Source organism: Sphingomonas sp. IC4-52, assembly GCF_020707225.1.
GTDB lineage: Bacteria > Pseudomonadota > Alphaproteobacteria > Sphingomonadales > Sphingomonadaceae > Sphingomonas.
The window spans coordinates 298,021-317,484 of record NZ_JAJFEU010000003.1 but is presented as its reverse complement, the minus strand read 5'-3'; the positions used below and the strand labels follow the sequence as shown (position 1 = coordinate 317,484).

The 19,464-nt window shown below is 65.7% G+C and carries 19 protein-coding genes; 9 read left to right on the top strand and 10 right to left on the bottom strand.

Annotation, left to right across the window (positions count from 1 at the left end; all coding sequences use genetic code 11):
- Window positions 1-3: 3 nt before the first annotated feature.
- From LK535_RS10460 to LK535_RS10450, 3 genes are read right to left on the bottom strand one after another with little or no spacing between them, the layout of a single operon-like run.
- Window positions 4-2,208 carry a xanthine dehydrogenase family protein molybdopterin-binding subunit gene (locus LK535_RS10460; RefSeq protein ID WP_227771837.1) on the bottom strand — a complete coding sequence of 735 codons (2,205 nt, stop codon included), beginning with the start codon at window positions 2,206-2,208 and terminating at the stop codon, window positions 4-6.
- Window positions 2,205-3,179 carry an FAD binding domain-containing protein gene (locus LK535_RS10455; RefSeq protein ID WP_227771836.1) on the bottom strand — a complete coding sequence of 325 codons (975 nt, stop codon included), beginning with the start codon at window positions 3,177-3,179 and terminating at the stop codon, window positions 2,205-2,207. The genes LK535_RS10460 and LK535_RS10455 overlap by 4 nt, the downstream gene beginning before the upstream one ends.
- Window positions 3,176-3,691 carry a 2Fe-2S iron-sulfur cluster-binding protein gene (locus LK535_RS10450; protein WP_227771931.1) on the bottom strand — a complete coding sequence of 172 codons (516 nt, stop codon included), beginning with the start codon at window positions 3,689-3,691 and terminating at the stop codon, window positions 3,176-3,178. The genes LK535_RS10455 and LK535_RS10450 overlap by 4 nt, the downstream gene beginning before the upstream one ends.
- A gap of 99 nt (window positions 3,692-3,790) precedes the next feature.
- Between LK535_RS10450 and LK535_RS10445 the strand changes: the two genes are divergently transcribed.
- The gene (locus tag LK535_RS10445; RefSeq protein ID WP_227771835.1) at window positions 3,791-4,771 is read left to right on the top strand and encodes a glycerophosphodiester phosphodiesterase; all 981 of its coding nucleotides are present in this window, start codon (window positions 3,791-3,793) and stop codon (window positions 4,769-4,771) included.
- A complete protein-coding gene (locus tag LK535_RS10440) occupies window positions 4,771-5,055 on the top strand; it encodes a hypothetical protein (RefSeq protein ID WP_227771834.1) in 285 nt (94 codons plus the stop codon). Before LK535_RS10445 ends, LK535_RS10440 begins: the two co-directional genes overlap by 1 nt.
- A gap of 60 nt (window positions 5,056-5,115) precedes the next feature.
- Here the strand turns inward: LK535_RS10440 and LK535_RS10435 are convergent, their stop codons facing one another.
- Together LK535_RS10435 and panC are read right to left on the bottom strand one after the other, a co-directional pair.
- A complete protein-coding gene (locus LK535_RS10435; protein WP_227771930.1) occupies window positions 5,116-5,412 on the bottom strand; it encodes a hypothetical protein in 297 nt (98 codons plus the stop codon).
- A gap of 68 nt (window positions 5,413-5,480) precedes the next feature.
- A complete protein-coding gene (gene panC / locus LK535_RS10430) occupies window positions 5,481-6,323 on the bottom strand; it encodes a pantoate--beta-alanine ligase (protein ID WP_227771833.1) in 843 nt (280 codons plus the stop codon).
- An 80-nt stretch (window positions 6,324-6,403) separates the two neighbouring features.
- Between panC and LK535_RS10425 the strand changes: the two genes are divergently transcribed.
- Together LK535_RS10425 and LK535_RS10420 are read left to right on the top strand one after the other, a co-directional pair.
- Window positions 6,404-7,186, top strand: a complete 783-nt coding sequence (locus LK535_RS10425; RefSeq protein WP_227771832.1) for a division plane positioning ATPase MipZ — start codon at window positions 6,404-6,406, stop codon at window positions 7,184-7,186.
- Window positions 7,186-7,470, top strand: coding sequence for a DnaJ domain-containing protein (locus LK535_RS10420; RefSeq protein ID WP_227771831.1), 285 nt, complete (start codon window positions 7,186-7,188; stop codon window positions 7,468-7,470). Before LK535_RS10425 ends, LK535_RS10420 begins: the two co-directional genes overlap by 1 nt.
- Window positions 7,471-7,506: 36 nt before the next feature.
- On the opposite strand, the gene LK535_RS10415 is transcribed toward LK535_RS10420, so the two are convergent.
- Together LK535_RS10415 and LK535_RS10410 are read right to left on the bottom strand one after the other, a co-directional pair.
- Entirely contained in the window at window positions 7,507-8,391 is an 885-nt protein-coding gene (locus LK535_RS10415) for an LOG family protein (protein ID WP_227771830.1), read from the bottom strand.
- A gap of 80 nt (window positions 8,392-8,471) precedes the next feature.
- Window positions 8,472-9,128, bottom strand: coding sequence for an extensin family protein (locus tag LK535_RS10410; RefSeq protein WP_227771829.1), 657 nt, complete (start codon window positions 9,126-9,128; stop codon window positions 8,472-8,474).
- A 213-nt stretch (window positions 9,129-9,341) separates the two neighbouring features.
- Between LK535_RS10410 and LK535_RS10405 the strand changes: the two genes are divergently transcribed.
- Both LK535_RS10405 and serA read left to right on the top strand, forming a co-directional pair.
- Window positions 9,342-10,493, top strand: coding sequence for a phosphoserine transaminase (locus tag LK535_RS10405; RefSeq protein WP_227771828.1), 1,152 nt, complete (start codon window positions 9,342-9,344; stop codon window positions 10,491-10,493).
- Window positions 10,494-10,618: 125 nt separating this feature from the next.
- Window positions 10,619-12,196, top strand: a complete 1,578-nt coding sequence (serA, locus tag LK535_RS10400) for a phosphoglycerate dehydrogenase (protein ID WP_227771929.1) — start codon at window positions 10,619-10,621, stop codon at window positions 12,194-12,196.
- A 110-nt stretch (window positions 12,197-12,306) separates the two neighbouring features.
- Here the strand turns inward: serA and LK535_RS16805 are convergent, their stop codons facing one another.
- Entirely contained in the window at window positions 12,307-12,441 is a 135-nt protein-coding gene (locus LK535_RS16805) for a hypothetical protein (RefSeq protein WP_265334159.1), read from the bottom strand.
- A gap of 132 nt (window positions 12,442-12,573) precedes the next feature.
- Here LK535_RS16805 and LK535_RS10395 point away from each other — a divergent pair, with 132 nt between their 5' ends.
- From LK535_RS10395 to LK535_RS10385, 3 genes are all read left to right on the top strand, one after another.
- Window positions 12,574-13,671 carry an ATP phosphoribosyltransferase regulatory subunit gene (locus LK535_RS10395; protein WP_227771827.1) on the top strand — a complete coding sequence of 366 codons (1,098 nt, stop codon included), beginning with the start codon at window positions 12,574-12,576 and terminating at the stop codon, window positions 13,669-13,671.
- A 111-nt stretch (window positions 13,672-13,782) separates the two neighbouring features.
- The gene (locus tag LK535_RS10390; protein WP_227771826.1) at window positions 13,783-15,072 is read left to right on the top strand and encodes an adenylosuccinate synthase; all 1,290 of its coding nucleotides are present in this window, start codon (window positions 13,783-13,785) and stop codon (window positions 15,070-15,072) included.
- 93 nt (window positions 15,073-15,165) lie between these two features.
- On the top strand, window positions 15,166-16,971 hold the full coding sequence (locus tag LK535_RS10385) for an acyclic terpene utilization AtuA family protein (protein ID WP_227771825.1): 1,806 nt from the start codon (window positions 15,166-15,168) through the stop codon (window positions 16,969-16,971).
- A 54-nt stretch (window positions 16,972-17,025) separates the two neighbouring features.
- Here the strand turns inward: LK535_RS10385 and rpoN are convergent, their stop codons facing one another.
- Window positions 17,026-18,510 (bottom strand): RNA polymerase factor sigma-54, encoded by a 1,485-nt coding sequence (gene rpoN, locus LK535_RS10380; RefSeq protein ID WP_227771928.1) that lies wholly within the window; start codon window positions 18,508-18,510, stop codon window positions 17,026-17,028.
- A gap of 120 nt (window positions 18,511-18,630) precedes the next feature.
- The gene (gene lptB, locus LK535_RS10375) at window positions 18,631-19,407 is read right to left on the bottom strand and encodes an LPS export ABC transporter ATP-binding protein (RefSeq protein ID WP_227771824.1); all 777 of its coding nucleotides are present in this window, start codon (window positions 19,405-19,407) and stop codon (window positions 18,631-18,633) included.
- Between the last annotated feature and the right edge of the window lie 57 nt (window positions 19,408-19,464).

Below are 19,464 nucleotides of genomic sequence, written 5' to 3'. Positions count from 1 at the left end.
GGATCACACCGGTGGGAGATGGGGGAGAAGTTTGTCGAGTGTCACCGGCATGTCGTAGATGCGCACGCCGGTCGCATTGTGGATCGCGTTGACGATTGCCGCGCCCGAGCCGGCGATGCCGAGCTCGCCCACGCCCTTCGCGCCAACGGGATTGGCGGAATCGTCGATCTCCTCGATGAAATAGGCCTCGATCTGCGGCACGTCGGCATTCACGGCGACGTGATATTCGCCGAAATCGGGGTTCACGAAGCGGCCGTTGCGGGTGTCGACCACGCCATCCTCGGTCAGCGCATAGGCAAGGCCCCAGACCATCCCGCCGACGATCTGGTTCTTCGCAGTCTTTTCGTTGAGCACGCGGCCGATGTCGAACACGCCGAGCATTCGGCGAACGCGCACTTCGCCGGTGACGGCATTCACCGCCACTTCGGCGAATTGCGCGCCGTGGCTCGCCTGGCTGGTCGCTTGCGATTCCTTGCCGGGCGACGTCTTGCCCTTGGCGGCGATCGGCGAGCCACGCACGAGATCGGCAAGCGGGCTGGCGCGGCCTCCTGCGGTGACGACGCCGTCCTTCAATTGCATATCATCGGGCGCGGCGTTCATGCGGCGGCCGAGTTCGGCCAAGATGTTCTCGCAGGCGAGCGCGGCGGCGGCGCAGGCGCTGCCTGCACCGAACGAGCCACCCGATCCGGCGCTGGGCGGCAGGTCGCTGTCGCCGATCTCCACCTGGATCGCCTCGATTGGCAGGCCAAGCATGTCGCCGACCGTTTGCGCGAGGATCGTATAGGTGCCGGTGCCGATGTCGGTCATGTCGGTGCGCACGGTGGCGCGGCCGTCATCACCCAGGATCACTTCGGCCTCGGCGTTGACGGTGAAATTGCCGCGAAGTGCCGCGGCCATGCCCATGCCGATCAGCCATTCGCCCTCGCGCCGGCTGCCGGGCGTGGCATCGCGCCGATCCCAGCCGAAGCGGCGCGCGCCTTCCTCGTAGCAATCGAGCAGGCGGCGGGTGGAGAAGCGCTTGCCGGTGGTGGGATCGCGGGCGGGCTCGTTGCGGCGGCGTAGCTCGATCGGATCGAGGCCAAGCTCCTCCGCCAGTTCGTCCATCGCGCACTCGACCGCGAACGTGCCGATCGCTTCCCCCGGCGCGCGCACCGCGCCGGTTGCAGGCAAGTCGATACGCGCGAGATCGGTGCGGAAGCGGCGCGCCTCGCCGGCGTAGAGCGGCAGCGTGCCGAACGGCACCGGTTCCAGGAAGGCGCTGTCGTCATTCTGATAAGCGACACTTTCATGGCCGATCGCGCTGATCCGGCCTTCGCGATCGGCACCAATGCGCAGCCGCTGCGTGGTGGGCGAGCGATGGTGGACCATATAGGCGGTCTGGCGGCGGCTGAGCGCAACCTTCACAGGGCGCCCCACCTTCTCGGCCGCGATGGCGGCGAAGATCACTTCCGGCCCTACGCCCGTTTTCCCGCCGAACCCGCCGCCGACATAGGGGGCGAGCACGCGCACGCGATCCTTGTCGATGCCGAGCGCCGTGGCGATGGTGTCCTTAGCCGCGCCGATCACCTGGTTGCTGGAGCGGACGGTAAGCTTGTCGCCTTCCCACCAGGCCAGCGTCGCATGCGGCTCAAGCGCAGCCGGGAAGTGGATCGGCGTCGTGTAGGTGCGATCGATCACGACCTCTGCGGCGGCGAGCGCCGAGTCGAGATCACCGCGGTTCACGGGAGGGAGGAAGCCGAGCTTGTGGTCCTGCTGGATCTCCACATCGGCGGCGTTGAACCGGCCGGCGGTTTCCTCATAGTTCACCGTGACGAGGCGCGCGGCGGCGCGGGCCGCCTCCTGCGTTTCCGCAACGACGATGGCGACGCCCTGGCCGTAGTGGAACACCTCGTCCTTGCCGATCGCCGACATGGCGCGCGAGTTGCCCTCGCCGCTCGGCATGCGCGGATCGCCGTGGATGACGGCGAGCACGCCGGGCGCAGCTTCTGCGGCGGTCGAATCCACGCCGGTCACGCGGCCGCGGCCGATGCTCGATTGCACCACGGCGAGATAGGCGGTGTTCTCCGGCGCCTGTTCGAAGGCGTAGGGCGCAGCGCCGCTGACCTTTTCGCGTGCCTCGTAACGGTCGAGCGGCTTGCCGAGCAGGCCCTGCTGGGCGCGGTTGAGAGCGGCGGGACGGTATGGTGCGTCCATCGCGAGATCGTTCATGCCGACTCCCCGGTAAGGTCACGCAGCGCGGTGACGAGCACGCGCCGGGTGAGCGGGATCTTGAAATCATTGTGGCCGAAGCCGCGTGCGCCCTTGAGCAGCGCATCGGCGGCAGCGTCGAAGGTTGCCTGTCCTGCGAGCTTACCGACCAGCGCAGCCTCCACCGCGGGATCGCGCCATGGCTGGTGGGCGAGACCACCGAAGGCGAGCGCCGCGTGGGTGATGGTGCCGTTTTCCACGCCAACCACAGCCGCAATCGAGACTAGCGCGAAGGCGTAGGAGGCGCGGTCACGCACCTTGCGGTACAGCTGCCGCGCGCCGGGGGGCGGGGCAGGGAGTGCGACATGGGTGATGAGCTCGCCCGGTTCCAGCACCGTTTCGACATGCGGCGTATCGCCGGGCAGGCAGTAGAAGTCGCCGAGCGGGATGCGGCGGCGATCGCCATCCGGTTTCAGCGTGACGATTGTTGCGTCCAGCGCGCGCATCGCGACGGGCATGTCGCCCGGGTGGGTGGCGATGCACTGGTCGCTGGTGCCGAGGATCGCGTGGATGCGGTTGAACCCGCCGATCGCGTCGCAGCCGCTGCCGGGTTTGCGCTTATTGCAGGCGGCATGGGTGTCGTAGAAGAAATAGCAGCGCGTGCGCTGAAGGAGGTTGCCGCCGGTGGTCGCCTTGTTGCGCAACTGCCCCGAGGCGCCGGCAAGCAGCGCGCGGCTGAGTGCGGGGTACCGCGCGATGACGCGTGGGTCGGCCGCGAGATCGCTATTGGGGACGAGCGCGCCGATCAGCAGCCCGCCATCCTGTTCCTGGATAGTGTTCAGATCGAGCCGGCTGATGTCGACCAGCTTTTCCGGCGTTTCGACCTGCAGCTTCATGAGGTCGAGCAAATTGGTGCCGCCGGCGATGAAGCGGCCGCCGGCACGCACCGCCGCTTCGGGGCTGGCGGCACGGGTGTAGTCGAAGGTCTTCATGCCTTCTCTCCCGCGCCTTGCCGCTGTGCGTGCACCTCGCGGATCGCATCGACGATGTTAGGATAGGCCGAGCAGCGGCAGATGTTGCCGCTCATCCGCTCGCTGATCTCATCGTCATCAAGTGCGGGCGCGGAAAGATCGTCCGTGACATGGCTGGGCCAGCCCTTGGCCACTTCGTCGAGCATACCGACCGCAGAGCAGATCTGCCCCGGTGTGCAATAGCCGCATTGATAGCCGTCGTGGCGGACGAACGCTTCCTGCATCGGGTGAAGCGCATCAGTGCTGCCGAGCCCCTCGATCGTCACAATGTCATCGTCCTGGTGCATCACCGCGAGCGTGAGACACGCATTGATCCGCCGCCCGTTGACCAGCACCGTGCAGGCACCGCACTGGCCATGATCGCAGCCCTTCTTGGTGCCCGTCAGGGCAAACTCCTCGCGGAGGACGTCGAGGAGCGAGGCGCGAATGTCGGGATCGGCCTCGCGCTTGCTGCCGTTGATGGTGAAGCGCATGGGGGCAGTATGCGCCACTCCCCCCTTCGATCCAAGTACGTCGCAATAATTCTTGTTATGGCGCTGGCCGGCGGATGCGCTTCGCGGCAAGCAGGGATCATGCACGCCGCCGAACCGCTTTCCGCACCGATCGTCATCGCCCATCGCGGCGCTTCCGGAGAGCGGCCCGAGCATACGATCGCTGCTTATGAACTGGCGATCGCGCAAGGTGCGGATGTGATCGAGCCTGATCTGGTTCCGACGCGCGACGGCGTGTTGGTAGCGCGGCACGAAAATGAGATTGGCGAAACGACGGATGTGGCCGATCATCCGGAGTTCCGGGCTCGGCGTACCACCAAGCGTATCGACGGCCGTGAGGTCACCGGCTGGTTCACCGAGGATTTCACGCTGGCTGAGCTTAGGACCCTGCGCGCAAAAGAACGCCTGCCGCTGCTCCGCCCAGGTAATCGCGCCTTTGATGGGCAAGAGGTGATCCCAACCTTGGATGAGGTGATTGCTCTGGCGAAGCAGCACGGCGTGGGGATCTATCCCGAGACCAAGCACCCGACCTATTTTGCCTCGCTGGGGCTTGGCACTGACGAGCCGTTGGTGGCGGCGATCAAGAGAGCCGGATGGGACAGCGCCAAAGCGCCCGTTTTCATCCAGTCTTTTGAAGTGCGGAATCTTCAGCGACTGAAGACGATGACGGAGGTACGCCTCATCCAGTTGATCGAGAGCGACGGCGGGCCGGCGGACGGGTCCGTGGCGCGCTATGCGGACATGGTAACGCCAACGGGACTGAAGGCTGTGTCGGCCTATGCCTGGGGAATCGGGCCGAATAAGGCGATGCTTTGGCAGGGCGAATCGCCCACAGCCATCGTGCGGGATGCGCATGCCGCCGGCCTACGCGTGCACCCATGGACATACCGCGCGGAGAACCAGTTTCTGCCACCGGCATACCGGACGAGCGACGATTTGAAGGCCCGCGGGAACGTCGCTGCCGAGATTTCGGCTGTCCTGCGCCTTGGTATCGACGGATTCTTCACTGATTTTCCGGCAATTGGCGTGCGGACGCGCGATGCCGCACGAGGAGTTGAGTGATGCGTAAACTGGTTTTGATAGCTGCTGCGGCCTTGCTTCCGCTGACCGCGGGCGGATGCGTTCGAACGGCGGCGAGTGTCGTCACCGCGCCGTTCAAGGCGGCAGGGCAGGTGGTCGACTGGACCACGACGAGCCAGGACGAGGCGGATCGCAACTACGGCCGCAAGATGCGCAAGAAGGAGGCGCGCGAGGGTCGCGAACGGCGCGAATGGGAAAAACGCTGCCGCAAGGATCCTGAGAATTGCGGCTCGTACGACGGTTACATCGCGAGCCACGACAATTGAGCGGGGGCGATTGGAGTCGCCCGCTACTAGAGCCGACTAGCGGCTCCTGTCAGGTCCCGCTCAGGCCGCGCGCCGCTGGTTCGTTGCGAGAATGGCGCGAGCGGCACGCTGAGCAGCGGCAATCTCGCGTGCCGACATATCGTCCGCGATTTCCGCCCGGGCTGCCTGCGCGGCGGTGTTGCCGGCCACTGCGGCCAAATTGAACCACTTATGTGCTTCGATCAGGTCGTAATCGGCACCATCCGTGCCGGTGGAGTAAGCAACGCCGAGATCGTAGCAAGCATGGCCGTCACCGCGCATGGCAGCCGGAAGCCGGCGGTCGATCAGCAATTGCGCGCTCTTCAGGCAATTCGCCATGTCCATTACCCCTGGTTCAGTTCCCCAGGGCCAAGGTGCGGCGAATCGCCTCACCAAATGGTTAATGGTTAATCCAGGGATATTGCTATGTTATCGATCAGCCGGGTCTGACCCATGCGGGCAGCGGCAAGAAGACGGCGGGGCCGATCGGCGGCCGGCTCTTCGGTCAGGGTTTCCGCATCCACGACGGTCACGTAATCGACCGTGAAGCCTGCCGAGATTAGGCTGGTTTGCGCTTCCGCCAGAACGTCCGCCGGCAGGTTTCCACGAGCGATCGCGCGGGCCGCCACGCCAAGTGCGCGGGGCAGCGCCACAGCCTTCGCCCGCTCGTCCTCATCCAGGTAGATATTGCGGGAAGACAGGGCCAGGCCGTCATCATCCCGTTGGGTCGGCACGCCCACGATGTCGATTGGGAAGTTCAGGTCCGTGACGAGCCGACGGATCACCTGCAGTTGCTGGAAGTCCTTTTCTCCGAAATAGGCAGTGTCCGGCCCAACCTGGTTGAACAGCTTGGCGACGACAGTGGCGACACCATCGAAATGACCCGGGCGAGCCGCGCCGTCGAGCCCTTCGGTTACGCCGCTGATGCTGATGTTGGTTGCGAAGCCTTCAGGGTACATGGTCTCCACCGGCGGAAGCCAGAGCAGATCGCAGCCAGCCTCCACCAACATGCGCGAATCGGCTGCCTCGCGCCGCGGGTAGCGCGCGAGATCCTCGGTGGGCCCGAATTGCTTGGGGTTGACGAAGATGGACGCGACAACCTTGGTCCCGGGGCGCTTCGCCGCTTCCACCAGCGCGATATGCCCGGCATGAAGCGCGCCCATCGTAGGGACAAGCGCAACGCGAGCGCCGTCAGCACGGAACGACGCAATCGCTGCACGCAGGTCGTTCAAATCACGGACGGTCTGCACGCGGGCGAAACTCCACTCGAAACGTAACCGGCGCGCATCTATGGGGATCGATGCACGCGATCAACAAAGGATGCGACAATTTGCCGACCGGTCCCGACAATACCCATGTGATCGTTTTCGCCAATGAGAAGGGCGGAACGGGCAAGTCGACAACGGCGGTGCACGTCGCCATCGCTCTTGCCGTTCGTGGCGCCCGCGTTGCTTGCCTCGATCTCGATCATCGGCAGCGGACGATGGGTCGTTACCTCGACAACCGCACCGAGTCGGTACGTCGGCTCGGGTCTGAACTCGCGATCCCGCGCTATCGCACTGCGCATGAGGATTTCGAGCAAGCCTATCAGGAGATGCTGGAGGGCGCCGATTTCCTGGTGATCGACACGCCCGGTCGTGACGATCCTTATGCACGCGCGGCCGCCACCCGCGCCGATACGCTCGTCACGCCGATGAACGACAGCTTCGTGGACTTCGACCTGATCGGTCAGGTGCACCCGGAGACGTTCAAGGTGACGCGTCCCAGCTTTTACTCCGAGTTGATCTGGGATGCCCGCAAGGCACGGGCAAAGGCGGATGGTTCAACCATCGACTGGGTCGTGCTGCGCAACAGATTGCAGCACATCGAGGCGCGCAACATGCGGCGCGTCTCCGACGCGCTCGATCAGCTGTCCAAACGTGTCGGGTTCCGGGTGATCCCGGGACTCGGTGAGCGCGTGATCTACCGCGAGCTATTCCCCTCCGGTCTGACGATGCTGGACGCCAAGGAGTTTGGTGCGATGGGCCTCGGCCATGTCGCGGCGCGGCAGGAGCTGCGCGAAATGATGGCCGGGCTTTCGCTGCCCGAGCCGGCTTTGCCGCACGTGGCCTGATGCTCAAGCTGCTGATCGCACTGCTGGTGGCCTATGCCGGCTGGCGATTGTGGAAGGACGGCTTTGGCGGGACCAAAGCAAAGAAGCGCGTCGTCCCGCGGGAGCCGAGCGACGCGGCGGCCGCGCGGCGACTGCTGGGTGTGGACCGCGCGGCCGACACGGCCACGATCCGGGCCGCTCATCGCCGCCTTATGGCCGAGGCTCACCCAGATCGCGGCGGCTCCGCCGAAGAAGCGCGCGCCCTCAACGCGGCGCGCGACCTGTTGCTTGGGCGAGCAGGCTAGCGCCGGGCCCAACCCGGCGCTCATCCGCTGGCCGAATCAGGCCGGTGGTGTCGGATCCTGTTGCGCGCGCTCCTGATAGAAGCGCTGCACGACGGCCCAGCCTTCGGCGGCACTTTCGACATAGGTGAAGATGTCGAGATCGCGCTCGGCAATCACGCCTTCCTCGACCAGCGCGTCAAAGTTCACCACCTTTTCCCAGAACTCCCGGCCGAACAGCAGCACTGGAATCGGCTTCACCTTGCCGGTCTGGATCAGCGTCAGCAGCTCGAACAATTCGTCGAACGTGCCGAAGCCGCCCGGGAAGGCCGCTAGCGCCCGAGCGCGCAGCAGGAAGTGCATCTTGCGCAGCGCGAAATAGTGGAACTGCATCGAGAGCGACGGCGTCACATACGGATTGGGTGCCTGTTCGTGCGGCAGAACGATGTTCAGCCCGATCGATTCGGCATGGACGTCCGTCGCACCGCGATTGGCGGCTTCCATGATCGACGGCCCGCCGCCGGAGCACACCACGAAGTGGCGCATGCCCTGCTCGTCGCGGGGGAAGTTGCTGGCGAGGCGGGCGAGTTCGCGCGCCATCTCATAATATTTCGACTTGGCGACCAGTCGCTCGGCAATGTGGCGGTGCGCCGGATCGGCCATTTCCAGCATCGCCTGCGCCTTGGCAGGCTCAGGAATGCGGGCCGAGCCGTAAACAACGAAGGTGGAGCCAATATGCGCCTCCTCGAGGAGCAGCTCAGGCTTCAGCAGTTCAAGCTGGAACCGCACCGGGCGAAGGTCCTCGCGGAGCAGGAAGTCCATATCCTGAAAGGCGAGGCGGTAAGCCGGATTTTCGGTTTGCGGTGTGGAGATGCCGGTCTTGGCCGACTCGGCATCCTGGCGCGCACGTGGAAAGGTGCGGCTCGGTACGCGGGTTTCTGTCATTTCGAAGGGCCTTAGATGAGTTTTCAGGCCGGATCGATCCGCTTTTTAATTGAGGGGCGCCGACGTTTGCGCGGGGTGGATCAGCGACAAAAGCGCGCGCGATCCGCCTCGAGATGGAAGTGGTTGCGGTGCGCGCTGTTGTAGTTCGGGCCGAGCACTGTGCCGAACCGTTTGCATGCGGAAGCATGGATGACCTGCATGAAGCGGCGCACATCCGGATCCGGGGAGTTCCAGTCGTTGAGCACGCTGATGCGGCGGCCATCCTTCAGCAGAAAGCCGCCGACGTCGATGGCATTCGCAACAGAGTGGCCGGAACGGCGAGCAGTACCGGCGACGTTGCGGCAGTTGTAGCTGCCCATACTTTCTACCTTCGCAAGCTCGCTGCCCAGAATCTGGTAGGCGGCGGGTGCCACGGCGTTGCGCGCCCATTGCGCATAGGTAAGCGCTTGACCACAGCGCACCGCGCCCAAGTTCGTAGTTGGCACGCCGATATCCAGCAGCTTGACTGTACCGACGATGCCGCAGCCGGGCCCGAAGCTGCGATCGGGCAGCGGCTCGAATGCGACCCCGAGTTCGCGCAGATCGCGGTGGCATTGCGCTGTTTCGCGAGGCGATGGCCCTTCCACGCGGCTGACGGGCGTGCGCGAATCGGAGCGGGCTGGCGGGTCGGATCGACCGCAGGCGGCGAGTGTCGCCACGAAAGCCAAAAGAAAAACAGAACGCACGACTTCCCCCACTCGCGTCGCAGCGCGACCCCGCACCCTTCTTTTTTCACGATTTGTCAAAAAGAAAGCCAGACCGGCAAGAGGCGGGCCGAGTGGAGCGCGCGAGAGGCCGAGCCGAGTCCGGGGCACCGTTCGGCGGTTGCCACGTTACGCTGCCGACACTAGAGCCGTCGGCGGGCCACGCGGTCCCAACGCCGCGCGTGCTCTCTGTAAGGAGAGTCAGACATGACTGATACGACGCTCGCCGACGCCACTCTTGCGTCTGCGAAACCCGCCACCAAGCCGGCGCGACCCTATTTTTCCTCGGGTCCCTGCGCCAAGCCGCCGGGCTGGGATGCCGCCAAGCTGGCCGATGCCACGCTCGGTCGTTCGCACCGCTCCAAGATCGGCAAGCAGCGCCTCCAATATTGCATCGATCTGATGCGCGAGCTGCTGAAGCTCCCCGACACGCACCGCATTGGCATCGTTCCGGGCTCGGATACCGGCGCCTTCGAAATGGCGATGTGGACGATGCTGGGCGCTCGCCCGGTCACCGCGCTCGCCTGGGAAAGCTTCGGCGAAGGCTGGGTGACGGACGCCGTCAAGCAGCTGAAGATCGACCCCACCGTCATCCGCGCCGATTACGGCCAGCTGCCGGACCTGGGCCAGGTCGATTGGTCGAACGACGTGCTGTTCACCTGGAACGGCACCACCAGCGGCGTTCGCGTGCCGAATGGCGACTGGATCGCTGACGATCGCGAGGGGCTGAGCTTCGCCGACGCGACGAGCGGCGTGTTCGCGTACGACCTGCCGTGGGACAAGATCGATGTCGCCACCTTCTCCTGGCAGAAGGTGCTGGGCGGTGAAGGCGCGCATGGCGTGCTGATCCTCGGCCCTCGCGCGGTCGAGCGGCTCGAAACCTACACGCCCGCCTGGCCTTTGCCCAAGGTGTTCCGCCTCGTCTCCAAGGGCAAGCTCGCCGAGGGCGTGTTCAAGGGCGAGACGATCAACACCCCGTCGATGCTCGCGGTCGAAGATGCGATCTTCAGCCTCGAATGGGCGAAGTCGCTGGGCGAGAACGGCCTCATCGCGCGCTCGGATGCGAACGCCAAGGCGCTCGACGAGATCGTCGCCGCCCGCGACTGGCTCGGGCATCTCGCGACGGATCCCGCCTCGCGCTCGACCACCAGCGTCTGCCTGACGGTCGATGCCGACGAAGCGGTGATCAAGAAGATGGTCTCGCTGCTCGAGGCAGAGGGCGCCGCCTATGACATAGGCGGCTATCGCGATGCCCCGCCGGGCTTGCGCATCTGGTGCGGCGCCACCGTCGACACCGCGGATATCGTCGCGCTCGGCCCGTGGCTCGACTGGGCCTACGCGACCGTCAAGGCGGCCTGAAGACCATCCCCTCCCTTGCGTCACCCCGGACTTGATCCGGGGTCACGCTTCTTCTCACCTTTGCGCCGCAGATGGCGGCATTCCGGATCAAGGCCGGGGCGACGGTGCAGGCAAAGGACTATCCCATGCCCAAGGTTCTCATCAGCGACAAAATGGATTCCAAGGCCGCGCAGATCTTTCGCGAGCGCGGCGTGGAAGTGGACGAAATCACCGGCAAGACGCCGGAAGAGCTGAAGGCGATCATCGGCCAATATGACGGCCTTGCGATCCGCAGCTCCACGAAAGTCACCAAGGACATTCTCGAAGCGGCGACCAACCTGAAGGTCGTCGGGCGCGCCGGCATCGGCGTCGACAATGTCGACATCCCCGCCGCCTCGGCCAAGGGTGTCGTGGTGATGAACACGCCGTTCGGCAATTCGATCACCACGGCCGAGCACGCCATTGCCCTCATGTTCGCACTGGCGCGTGATCTGCCGGAGGCGGATCGCTCGACCCAGGCGGGCAGGTGGGAAAAGAACCGCTTCATGGGCGTCGAGGTCACCGGCAAGACGCTCGGCCTGATTGGTGCGGGCAACATCGGCTCGATCGTTGCCGATCGCGCGCTCGGGCTGAAGATGAAGGTCGTCGCCTATGATCCGTTCCTGACCGAGGAGCGCGCGATCGAGCTCGGCGTGCAGAAGGCGACGCTGGACGAGTTGCTCGCCCGCGCCGACTTCATCACGCTTCACACGCCGTTGACCGATCAGACCCGCAACATCCTTTCGGCCGAGAACCTCGCCAAGACTAAGAAGGGCGTGCGGATCATCAACTGCGCGCGCGGCGGCCTGATCGACGAGGCCGCGCTCAAGGAAGGCCTCGACAGCGGCCATATCGGCGGCGCGGCGCTCGACGTGTTCGTTACCGAACCGGCCAAGGAAAGCCCGCTGTTCGGCACGCCGAACTTCATCTCGACGCCGCACCTCGGCGCCTCGACCACCGAGGCGCAGGTGAACGTCGCGATCCAGGTTGCCGAGCAGATGGCTGATTACCTCGTGTCGGGCGGCGTCACCAACGCGCTCAACATGCCCAGCCTGACCGCCGAGGAAGCGCCCAAGCTGAAGCCCTACATGGGCCTCGCCGAAAAGCTCGGCAGCCTTGTCGGCCAGCTGGCGCATGGCGCGATCGACCGCATCTCGATCCACATGGAAGGCGCGGCGGCGGAGCTGAACCCCAAGCCGCTGACCAGCGCGGTGCTGAAGGGCTTCCTTGGCACGCAGACCGATACGGTGAACATGGTCAACGCGCCGCTGCTGGCGCGCGAGCGCGGCATGGAAGTGCGCGAGATCCGCACCGAGCGTGAGGGCGATTACCACACGCTGATCCGCGTTTCGGTCCGCACCGCCGATGGCGAGCGGTCGGTTGCCGGCACGCTGTTCGGCGATCAGGCCGCGCGCTTGGTCGAGCTGTTCGGCATCAAGGTCGAGGCCGATCTCACCGGTGCGATGCTCTACGTCGTCAACGAGGACGCACCGGGCTTCATCGGTCGCCTCGGCACGACGCTGGGCGAAGCGGGCGTCAACATCGGCACCTTCCACCTCGGCCGCCGCCAGGCGGGCGGGGAGGCCGTGCTGCTGCTGTCGGTCGACGAGCCGGTCACCGCGGATCTCCTCGCCAAGGTGAAGGCGCTGCCGGGCGTGAAGACCGCCATGGGGCTTCGCTTCTAAGCCCTTTGGCCCGGAGCTTGCGCGGCCTCTCTCCGGAGCAAAATGGCCGCGTAGACTGTGGTTCCGGCAATGATCCGGCCGCGGCACCTGGTGTCGCGGCCATTTCATTTTCACGCAGGATTTCTGCCCGTTGCGCGTTCCGGCATGGCTGCCTTGTGGTGGCGCGCATCATCGAGGTTGACGCCGGCACCCTTGCGGGCAACGAGGCGCTGGACGCCGCCTGATCCCGATGATTGGAACGGCATTGCTTTCGCGTCATCGTGCGACGCTGCGCCGATGAACTGATGAATTTGAACGAGGTGCCTTTCAGATGATCGCCGTCGTGCCGTCGACTGCTCCTTTCCCGTCCGCTCACCTGACCAAAGCGAGCGCATAGGATGACGACGCTGCTTCCCGAAGGGTTTCGCGATCGCTTGCCGCCGCATGCCGACGCCGCGGCAGCGGTCGAATCGCGCGTGCTCGCCGTCGCCCATTCCTATGGCTATGAGCGGGTCGATCCGCCGCTCGCCGAGTTCGCCGACGGGCTTGCCTCTCGCCTCAAAGACGGCGGCCTGGCGGATGCGGTGCGGTTCGTTGATCCGGTGAGCCAGCGGACGATGGCGATCCGCCCCGACATCACCGCGCAGGTCGCCCGCATCGCCGCGACGCGCATGGCGCACCACCCGCGCCCGGTACGGCTCAGCTACGCCGGTTCGGTGCTGAAGCTGCGCGGCGGCGCGCTTCAGCCCGATCGCGAGGCGCGGCAGATCGGCTGCGAGCTGATCGGGCTCGATTCGGTGGCGGCTGCGCGAGAGATCGTGACGGTTGCGGTCGAGGCGCTGGCGGCGGCTGGCGCGACCGGCGTGTCGGTCGACTTCACCTTGCCCGATCTGGTCGAGACGCTGTCGTCGGGACCGCTGCCGGTCAGCGATGTGGAGCAATTGCGCGATCGGCTGGATGCCAAGGATGCGGGTGCCGTCGCGGCGCTCGCGCCGGAATATCTTCCGCTGATCGAGGCGGCGGGGCCGTTCGAGGCCGCAATTGCGCGGCTGCGGGCGTTCGACAGCGCCGGCGTCCTGTCCTCGCGCCTCGACGGGCTGGAGGCGATTGCGGCGGCGCTTGGGGGGCGTGCCACGCTGACACTGGATCCGACCGAGCGGCATGGCTTCGAATATCAGACCTGGCTTGGCTTCTCGCTGTTCGCCGAAGGGGCGACGCGCGAGGTCGGGCGGGGCGGCACCTATACGCTGATGCATGAAGACGGCGCGGAAGAAGCGGCGACCGGTTTCTCGCTGTTCGCGGCATCGATTGCTGGCGATGGCGCGAGCAAGCGGCGGCGGCTGTTCCTGCCGATGGGCACGTCCGAAGCGGACGGCGCGGCGATGCGTGCGGCCGGCTGGGCAACGGTTGCCGCACTTGCCGCCGGCGACACGCCCGAAGCGCAATTGTGCACCCACCTGTTCGTTGACGGCGAGGCGCGGTCGCTGGCTGGTTGACAGCGGCGCCGCGCCACGGCTACCGGCGCGGCGCGATTTTTGGACCCTCCTGCGTACCGAGTCCTGTCGAAGGGCGCGCAGGATCATCCCGGCAGGGGGAGTCTTGTACCCATGGCGAATGTTGCGGTGATCGGAGCCCAGTGGGGCGACGAGGGCAAGGGCAAGATCGTCGACTGGCTGGCCGAGCGCGCCGACATGGTCGTCCGTTTCCAGGGCGGTCACAATGCCGGGCATACGCTGGTCGTGGGCGAACAGGTGTACAAGCTGTCGCTGCTGCCGTCGGGCATCGTTCGCGGCACGCCATCGGTGATCGGCAACGGCGTGGTGCTGGATCCCTGGGCGCTCAAGGCCGAGGTCGAAAAGCTGTCGGGCCAGGGCGTTACGGTGTCGCCGGATACGTTGCGGATCGCCGAGACCTGCACGCTGATCCTGCCGTTCCACCGCGATCTCGACGGCCTGCGCGAGGATGCGAGCGGCGCGGGCAAGATCGGCACCACGCGTCGCGGCATTGGCCCGGCCTATGAGGACAAGGTCGGCCGCCGGGCCATCCGCGTCTGCGACCTGGCGCATCTCGACGATCTCGATCCGCAGCTCGATCGCCTGTGCGCCCATCATGACGCGTTGCGCGCCGGCTTCGGTGAGCCGCCGATCGACCGCGCGCGGTTGCTGACTGACCTGCGCGAGATTGCCGATTTCGTCCTCTCCTTCGCGAAGCCGGTGTGGCGTGACCTGAACGAGGCACGCGCCGCGGGCCGCCGCATCCTGTTCGAAGGCGCGCAAGGCGTGCTGCTCGACATCGATCACGGCACCTATCCGTTCGTCACCTCGTCCAACACCATCGCCGGGACAGCCGCTGGCGGATCGGGCCTCGGCCCGGGCGCGGTCGGCTTCGTGCTGGGTATCGCCAAGGCGTATACCACCCGCGTCGGCTCCGGCCCGTTCCCGACCGAGCTCGACAATGAGACCGGCGAGCGCCTCGGCACACGCGGCCATGAGTTCGGCACCGTCACCGGCCGCAAGCGTCGCTGCGGCTGGTTCGATGCGGTGCTCGTACGCCAGTCGGCGGCGGTGAGCGGTATCACTGGCATCGCGCTGACCAAGCTCGACGTGCTTGACGGATTCGAGACGATCTCGATCTGCACCGGCTATCGCTTGCGCGGCGAGACGCTGGACTATTTTCCGTCGCACGCTGCCGATCAGGCTGCGGTGGAGCCGATCTACGAAGAGATGGAAGGCTGGTCGCAGTCGACCGCCGGCGCGCGCAGCTGGGCCGACCTGCCGGCACAGGCGATCAAGTACATCCGCCGCGTGGAGGAACTGATCAACTGCCCGGTCACCCTCGTGTCGACCAGTCCGGAACGCGAGGACACGATTCTCGTGCGCGATCCGTTCGCCGACTAAGCCGCATCACCCCTTCCCGTGAACACGGGGAGGGGTGGTTTGCCTCATCGCCGGTTTCCTTTACGGCTCCTGCAAAACATGCGGGAGAGTGATATGGCCAAGGTGGTCCGGATCGGAGGCGCAGGCGGCTTCCTGGGCGATAGTTCGGTTGCAGCGCCGCAGCTTCTGGCAAGCGGCGTGATCGACTACATGATCCTCGATTACCTCGCCGAAGCGACCATGGCGCCGCTCGGCCAGCTGAAGCAGGTGCGGCCCGATCAAGGCTATGCGCGCGATTTCACCGAATGGGTGTGGAAGGACAATCTGCGCGAGTTCAAGGAGCAGGGCGTTCGGGTAGTGACCAACGCAGGCGGCGTGAACCCCGAGGCATGCCGCGCCCGCATGGAACAGATTGCTGCCGAAGCCGGGCTTTCGTTCAAGATTGCAATCGTGACCGGCGACGATCTGATCGATCGTGTGCCAGACTTCGCCGCAACGGGCGTGGTCGAGATGTTCAACGAAGCGCCGTTCCCCGATCCGAAGAAGGTGTGGACCGCCAACGCCTATCTTGGTGGCGGCCCGATTGCGGCGGCGCTGGCCGCCGGGGCGGATGTTGTCATCACTGGCCGCGTGGTGGACAGCGCGCTGACGCTTGGGCCGCTGATGCATGAGTTCGGCTGGAGCGCGGACGATCATGACCAGCTTTCGGCGGGATCGCTGGCCGGCCATGTCATCGAATGCGGCGCGCAGGCCACTGGCGGCCTGTTCACCGATTGGGAGAAGGTGCCGGACTGGGCGCACATCGGCTATCCCATCATCGAGTGCCACGCTGATGGCGACTTCGTGGTCACCAAGCCGGAAGGCACCGGCGGGCTCGTCTCCCCAGCGGCCGTGTCGGAGCAGATCCTGTATGAGGTCGGCGACCCGCAGGCCTATGCGCTGCCGGACGTCGTGTGCGATTTCTCGCAGCTCAGCGTCACTGCCGATGGTGAGGGGCGGGTGCGGGTGTCTAATGCGAAGGGTTACCCGCCGACCGGTAAGCTCAAGACCTGTGTCACCTTCGAGAATGGCCACCGCTTCATCGGCATCATGCCGGTGGTCGGGCGCGATGCCGCGAAGAAGGCGCAGGCACAGGCGGAGGCGGTGCTGACGCGGGTGGGCGAAATGCTGCGCGGCCGCAACCTGCCGCCGCTGCGCGATACCCGCGTCGAATTGCTGGGCACCGAGGCAAGTTATGGCGCGCAGGCGAACCCGACGCTGTCCGCCACCCGCGAGGTGATCGCCCGTATTGGTGCCGAGCACGAAGATGCGGAAGCGCTGGGCATCATGATGCGCGAGTTTGACTCGCCGACCACGTCGATGAGTGTCGGCTCGACCGGCTGGTTCGGCGCGCGGCCGACCATCTCGCCGGTGTCGCAGGTGTTTTCGTTCCTGGTCGATGGTGGGTCCGTGTCGGCCCAGGTGTCGCTGGGCGGGGAGACGATCACCGTTGCCAATCCTGCACCGTCCACACCGTTTGACGAGACGATGATCGTAAGACCGACGCCGGGTGGCGATGCTGCCAGCGATGATGACCTGATCGAAGTGCCGCTGATCGAGATCGCCTGGGCGCGTTCCGGCGACAAGGGCAATGCCTTCAACGTCGGCGTCATTGCGCGCCGCCCGGAGTTCCTGCCCTGGATCCGCGCCGGGCTGACGGAAGAGGCGGTGAAGGCCTTCTTTGCGCATGAGTTCGAAGGCGCCAGCCACCCGGAGGTGCGACGCTACGAGCTACCCGGCATGAATGCGATCAACCTCCACTGCATCCAGTCACTCGGCGGCGGGCAGTTTGCCAGCCTCCGCCTCGATGCGCTTGCCAAGGGCAAGGGGCAGCAGTTGCTGGACATGAAGGTAAAGGTGCCGCGCCGCCTGCTGGCCTGAGAGGCCGCTCAGGGCCTGTCGACATCGAGGGAGCGGCACGCGCTCCTTCGGCGTCTAACCGCCGCCGAGCGCGCGCTGGCGGCGCCGTTGCACCGAACTGCCGATGCCCATCGCCTCGCGATATTTCGCCACGGTGCGTCGCGCGATGTCGAAGCCCTTCGCGTTGAGCAATTCAACCAACGTATCGTCGCTGAGAACCTTCGCGCCCTCGTTGGCGATCAGGCTCTTGATCGCGCTCTTCACTGCCTCTGCCGACACGGCGTCGCCGCCATCGGCGGCCTGGATCGCGGAGGTGAAGAAGTATTTCAGCTCGAACAGGCCGCGCGCGCAGCTCAGATATTTGTTCGACGTCACCCGGCTGACGGTGGACTCGTGCATTTCGATCGCGTCTGCCACCTGACGCAGGGTGAGCGGGCGAAGGTGCGACACGCCGTGAAGGAAGAAGGATTCCTGCTGTCGCACGATCTCGGTCGCGACGCGGATGATGGTTTTCTGGCGTTGATCCAGGGCCTTCACCAGCCAGTTGGCGCTGGCCAGCATGTCACCAAGCCACGCCTTCGACGCCTTGTCCTGCGGCCCGGAAGAGAGTTCCGCATGGTAGCGCCGGTTTACCAGAACGCGCGGCAAGGTGGAATTGTCGAGTTCCACTAGCCAGCCGCCGCGCGTCCGGCGCACGTGAAGGTCGGGTGTCACGGCCTGCATCGGCTCGCCACCGAAGCGCGCGCCGGGCTTCGGATCATAGTTGCGCAGCTCGCGGATCATGTCCGCCATGTCTTCGTCATCGACCTGGCAAATGCGCTTCAGCCGTGGAAGATCGCCCCGGGCGACGAGGTCGAGATGATCGATCAGCCGGGCCATGGCCGGGTCATAGCGATCCGCCTCCTTGGCCTGTAGCGCGATACATTCGGCCAGATCGCGCGCGCCCACCCCGGTGGGATCAAAGGTCTGAATAACGGCGAGAACCCGCTCGACTTGCGCCAGCGGCACGCCGAGCCGTGCGGCAACGTCGAGCAGGTTGGCGGTGAGGTAACCGGTCTCGTCAATGAGGTCGATGAGATGCTGGGCGACGAACAGGTCCGCGCCCGCCAACACTTCGCCAGCCTGATGGAGCAGATGATCGGCAAGCGTCGGGCTGGCGGCCGCAAACGCATCGAGATCAGGGGCGTCCTCGCCCAGACCCCCGGCCGCGCCGGTGACACCAAGCCCGTCGCCCGCGCCGATCATGCTGTCCGACGGGCTGTCATCGAACCGCTCCGCGGCGATATCCACGTCGAGCGTCTCACCGGCCGCCTCTCCGGCGAGAACGAGTTCGTCGGCCGGAGCGGGTTCGTCACGGACCAGATCGGGCTCGCGCTCGGCCACCGGTGCCTCATCGGAGGTCGCGACGGCTTCAAGAAGAGGGTTCTTCTCGATCTCTTCGGCGATGACGCCCTCGATCTCGAGGTTGGATAGCGTCAGCAGTTTGATCGCCTGCTGCAGCTGCGGCGTCATCACCAGCGATTGTGACTGGCGTAGATCGAGGCGCGGCGCGAGGCTCATCGGGCAGCGGATTTCGCGGGTGAGTTGATCAGCGAGGTGTTGCCGCAGCCCCGCCTGGCCTGCCCCCATGCGATCCCATCTGTCGCCGGAATGACGATGATGGCGGCCATCCCCATCAGCTCAGAGCGAAAACTCTTCGCCCAGATACAGGCGCCGCACGTTCGGATCAGCGACGAGATCCGCCGGCGCGCCCGTGAACAGCACGCGCCCATCGTAGATGATGTAGCCGCGGTCGACGATGTCCAGCGTCTCGCGCACATTGTGATCGGTGATCAGTACGCCGATGCCGCGTTGCTTCAGCTGCTTCACCAATGCGCGAATGTCAGCGATCGACAGCGGATCGATGCCGGCGAAAGGCTCGTCGAGAAGAATGATCGTCGGGTCGGCCGCCAGCGCGCGGGCGATTTCCGCGCGGCGCCGCTCACCGCCGGACAGGGCCATTGCCGGCGCATCACGCAGCCGCGTCAGGCCGAATTCCTCCAGCAGCGTATCAAGCTTGCGCTGCCGCGCGGCAGCATCTGGCTCGGCGAGTTCGAGTACGGTCAGGATGTTCTTCTCGATGGTCAGACCACGGAAGATCGACGTTTCCTGCGGCAGATATCCCAGACCCAGGATCGCGCGGCGGTACATGGGCAGGCCAGTGATGTCCTCGCCGTCGAGCATGATTCGGCCAGCGTCCGGCTTCACCAGACCCATCACCGAGTAGAAGCAGGTCGTCTTGCCAGCGCCGTTCGGGCCGAGCAGGCCAACCACTTCGCCCCGCGCCACAGACACGGACACGTCACTCAGGACGACGCGCTTGTCATACGACTTGGCGATGGAAACGACCTGAAGACCGCTCGAGATCGGCGCCTCGTGGATGGGCTCCGCATGGGAGAGGGTGGTACTATCGTCCATCGTTCGTCTGCAGCCTTGCGCTCGCCCGGCCGGCACGCTGCCGCGTACCGACTTGGC

Coding starts and splice junctions, on each gene's coding strand:
- LK535_RS10385 (WP_227771825.1), top strand. CDS start 15,166: ATGGCCAAGGTGGTCCGGATCGGAGGCGCAGGCGGCTTCCTGGGCGAT.
- LK535_RS10435 (WP_227771930.1), bottom strand. CDS start 5,412: ATGGCGAATTGCCTGAAGAGCGCGCAATTGCTGATCGACCGCCGGCTT.
- LK535_RS10420 (WP_227771831.1), top strand. CDS start 7,186: ATGCTCAAGCTGCTGATCGCACTGCTGGTGGCCTATGCCGGCTGGCGA.
- rpoN (WP_227771928.1), bottom strand. CDS start 18,510: ATGAGCCTCGCGCCGCGCCTCGATCTACGCCAGTCACAATCGCTGGTG.
- LK535_RS10395 (WP_227771827.1), top strand. CDS start 12,574: ATGACGACGCTGCTTCCCGAAGGGTTTCGCGATCGCTTGCCGCCGCAT.
- LK535_RS10460 (WP_227771837.1), bottom strand. CDS start 2,208: ATGAACGATCTCGCGATGGACGCACCATACCGTCCCGCCGCTCTCAAC.
- LK535_RS10450 (WP_227771931.1), bottom strand. CDS start 3,691: ATGCGCTTCACCATCAACGGCAGCAAGCGCGAGGCCGATCCCGACATT.
- lptB (WP_227771824.1), bottom strand. CDS start 19,407: ATGGACGATAGTACCACCCTCTCCCATGCGGAGCCCATCCACGAGGCG.
- LK535_RS10440 (WP_227771834.1), top strand. CDS start 4,771: ATGCGTAAACTGGTTTTGATAGCTGCTGCGGCCTTGCTTCCGCTGACC.
- LK535_RS10405 (WP_227771828.1), top strand. CDS start 9,342: ATGACTGATACGACGCTCGCCGACGCCACTCTTGCGTCTGCGAAACCC.
- LK535_RS10445 (WP_227771835.1), top strand. CDS start 3,791: ATGCACGCCGCCGAACCGCTTTCCGCACCGATCGTCATCGCCCATCGC.
- LK535_RS16805 (WP_265334159.1), bottom strand. CDS start 12,441: ATGCCGTTCCAATCATCGGGATCAGGCGGCGTCCAGCGCCTCGTTGCC.
- LK535_RS10390 (WP_227771826.1), top strand. CDS start 13,783: ATGGCGAATGTTGCGGTGATCGGAGCCCAGTGGGGCGACGAGGGCAAG.
- serA (WP_227771929.1), top strand. CDS start 10,619: ATGCCCAAGGTTCTCATCAGCGACAAAATGGATTCCAAGGCCGCGCAG.
- LK535_RS10415 (WP_227771830.1), bottom strand. CDS start 8,391: ATGACAGAAACCCGCGTACCGAGCCGCACCTTTCCACGTGCGCGCCAG.
- LK535_RS10455 (WP_227771836.1), bottom strand. CDS start 3,179: ATGAAGACCTTCGACTACACCCGTGCCGCCAGCCCCGAAGCGGCGGTG.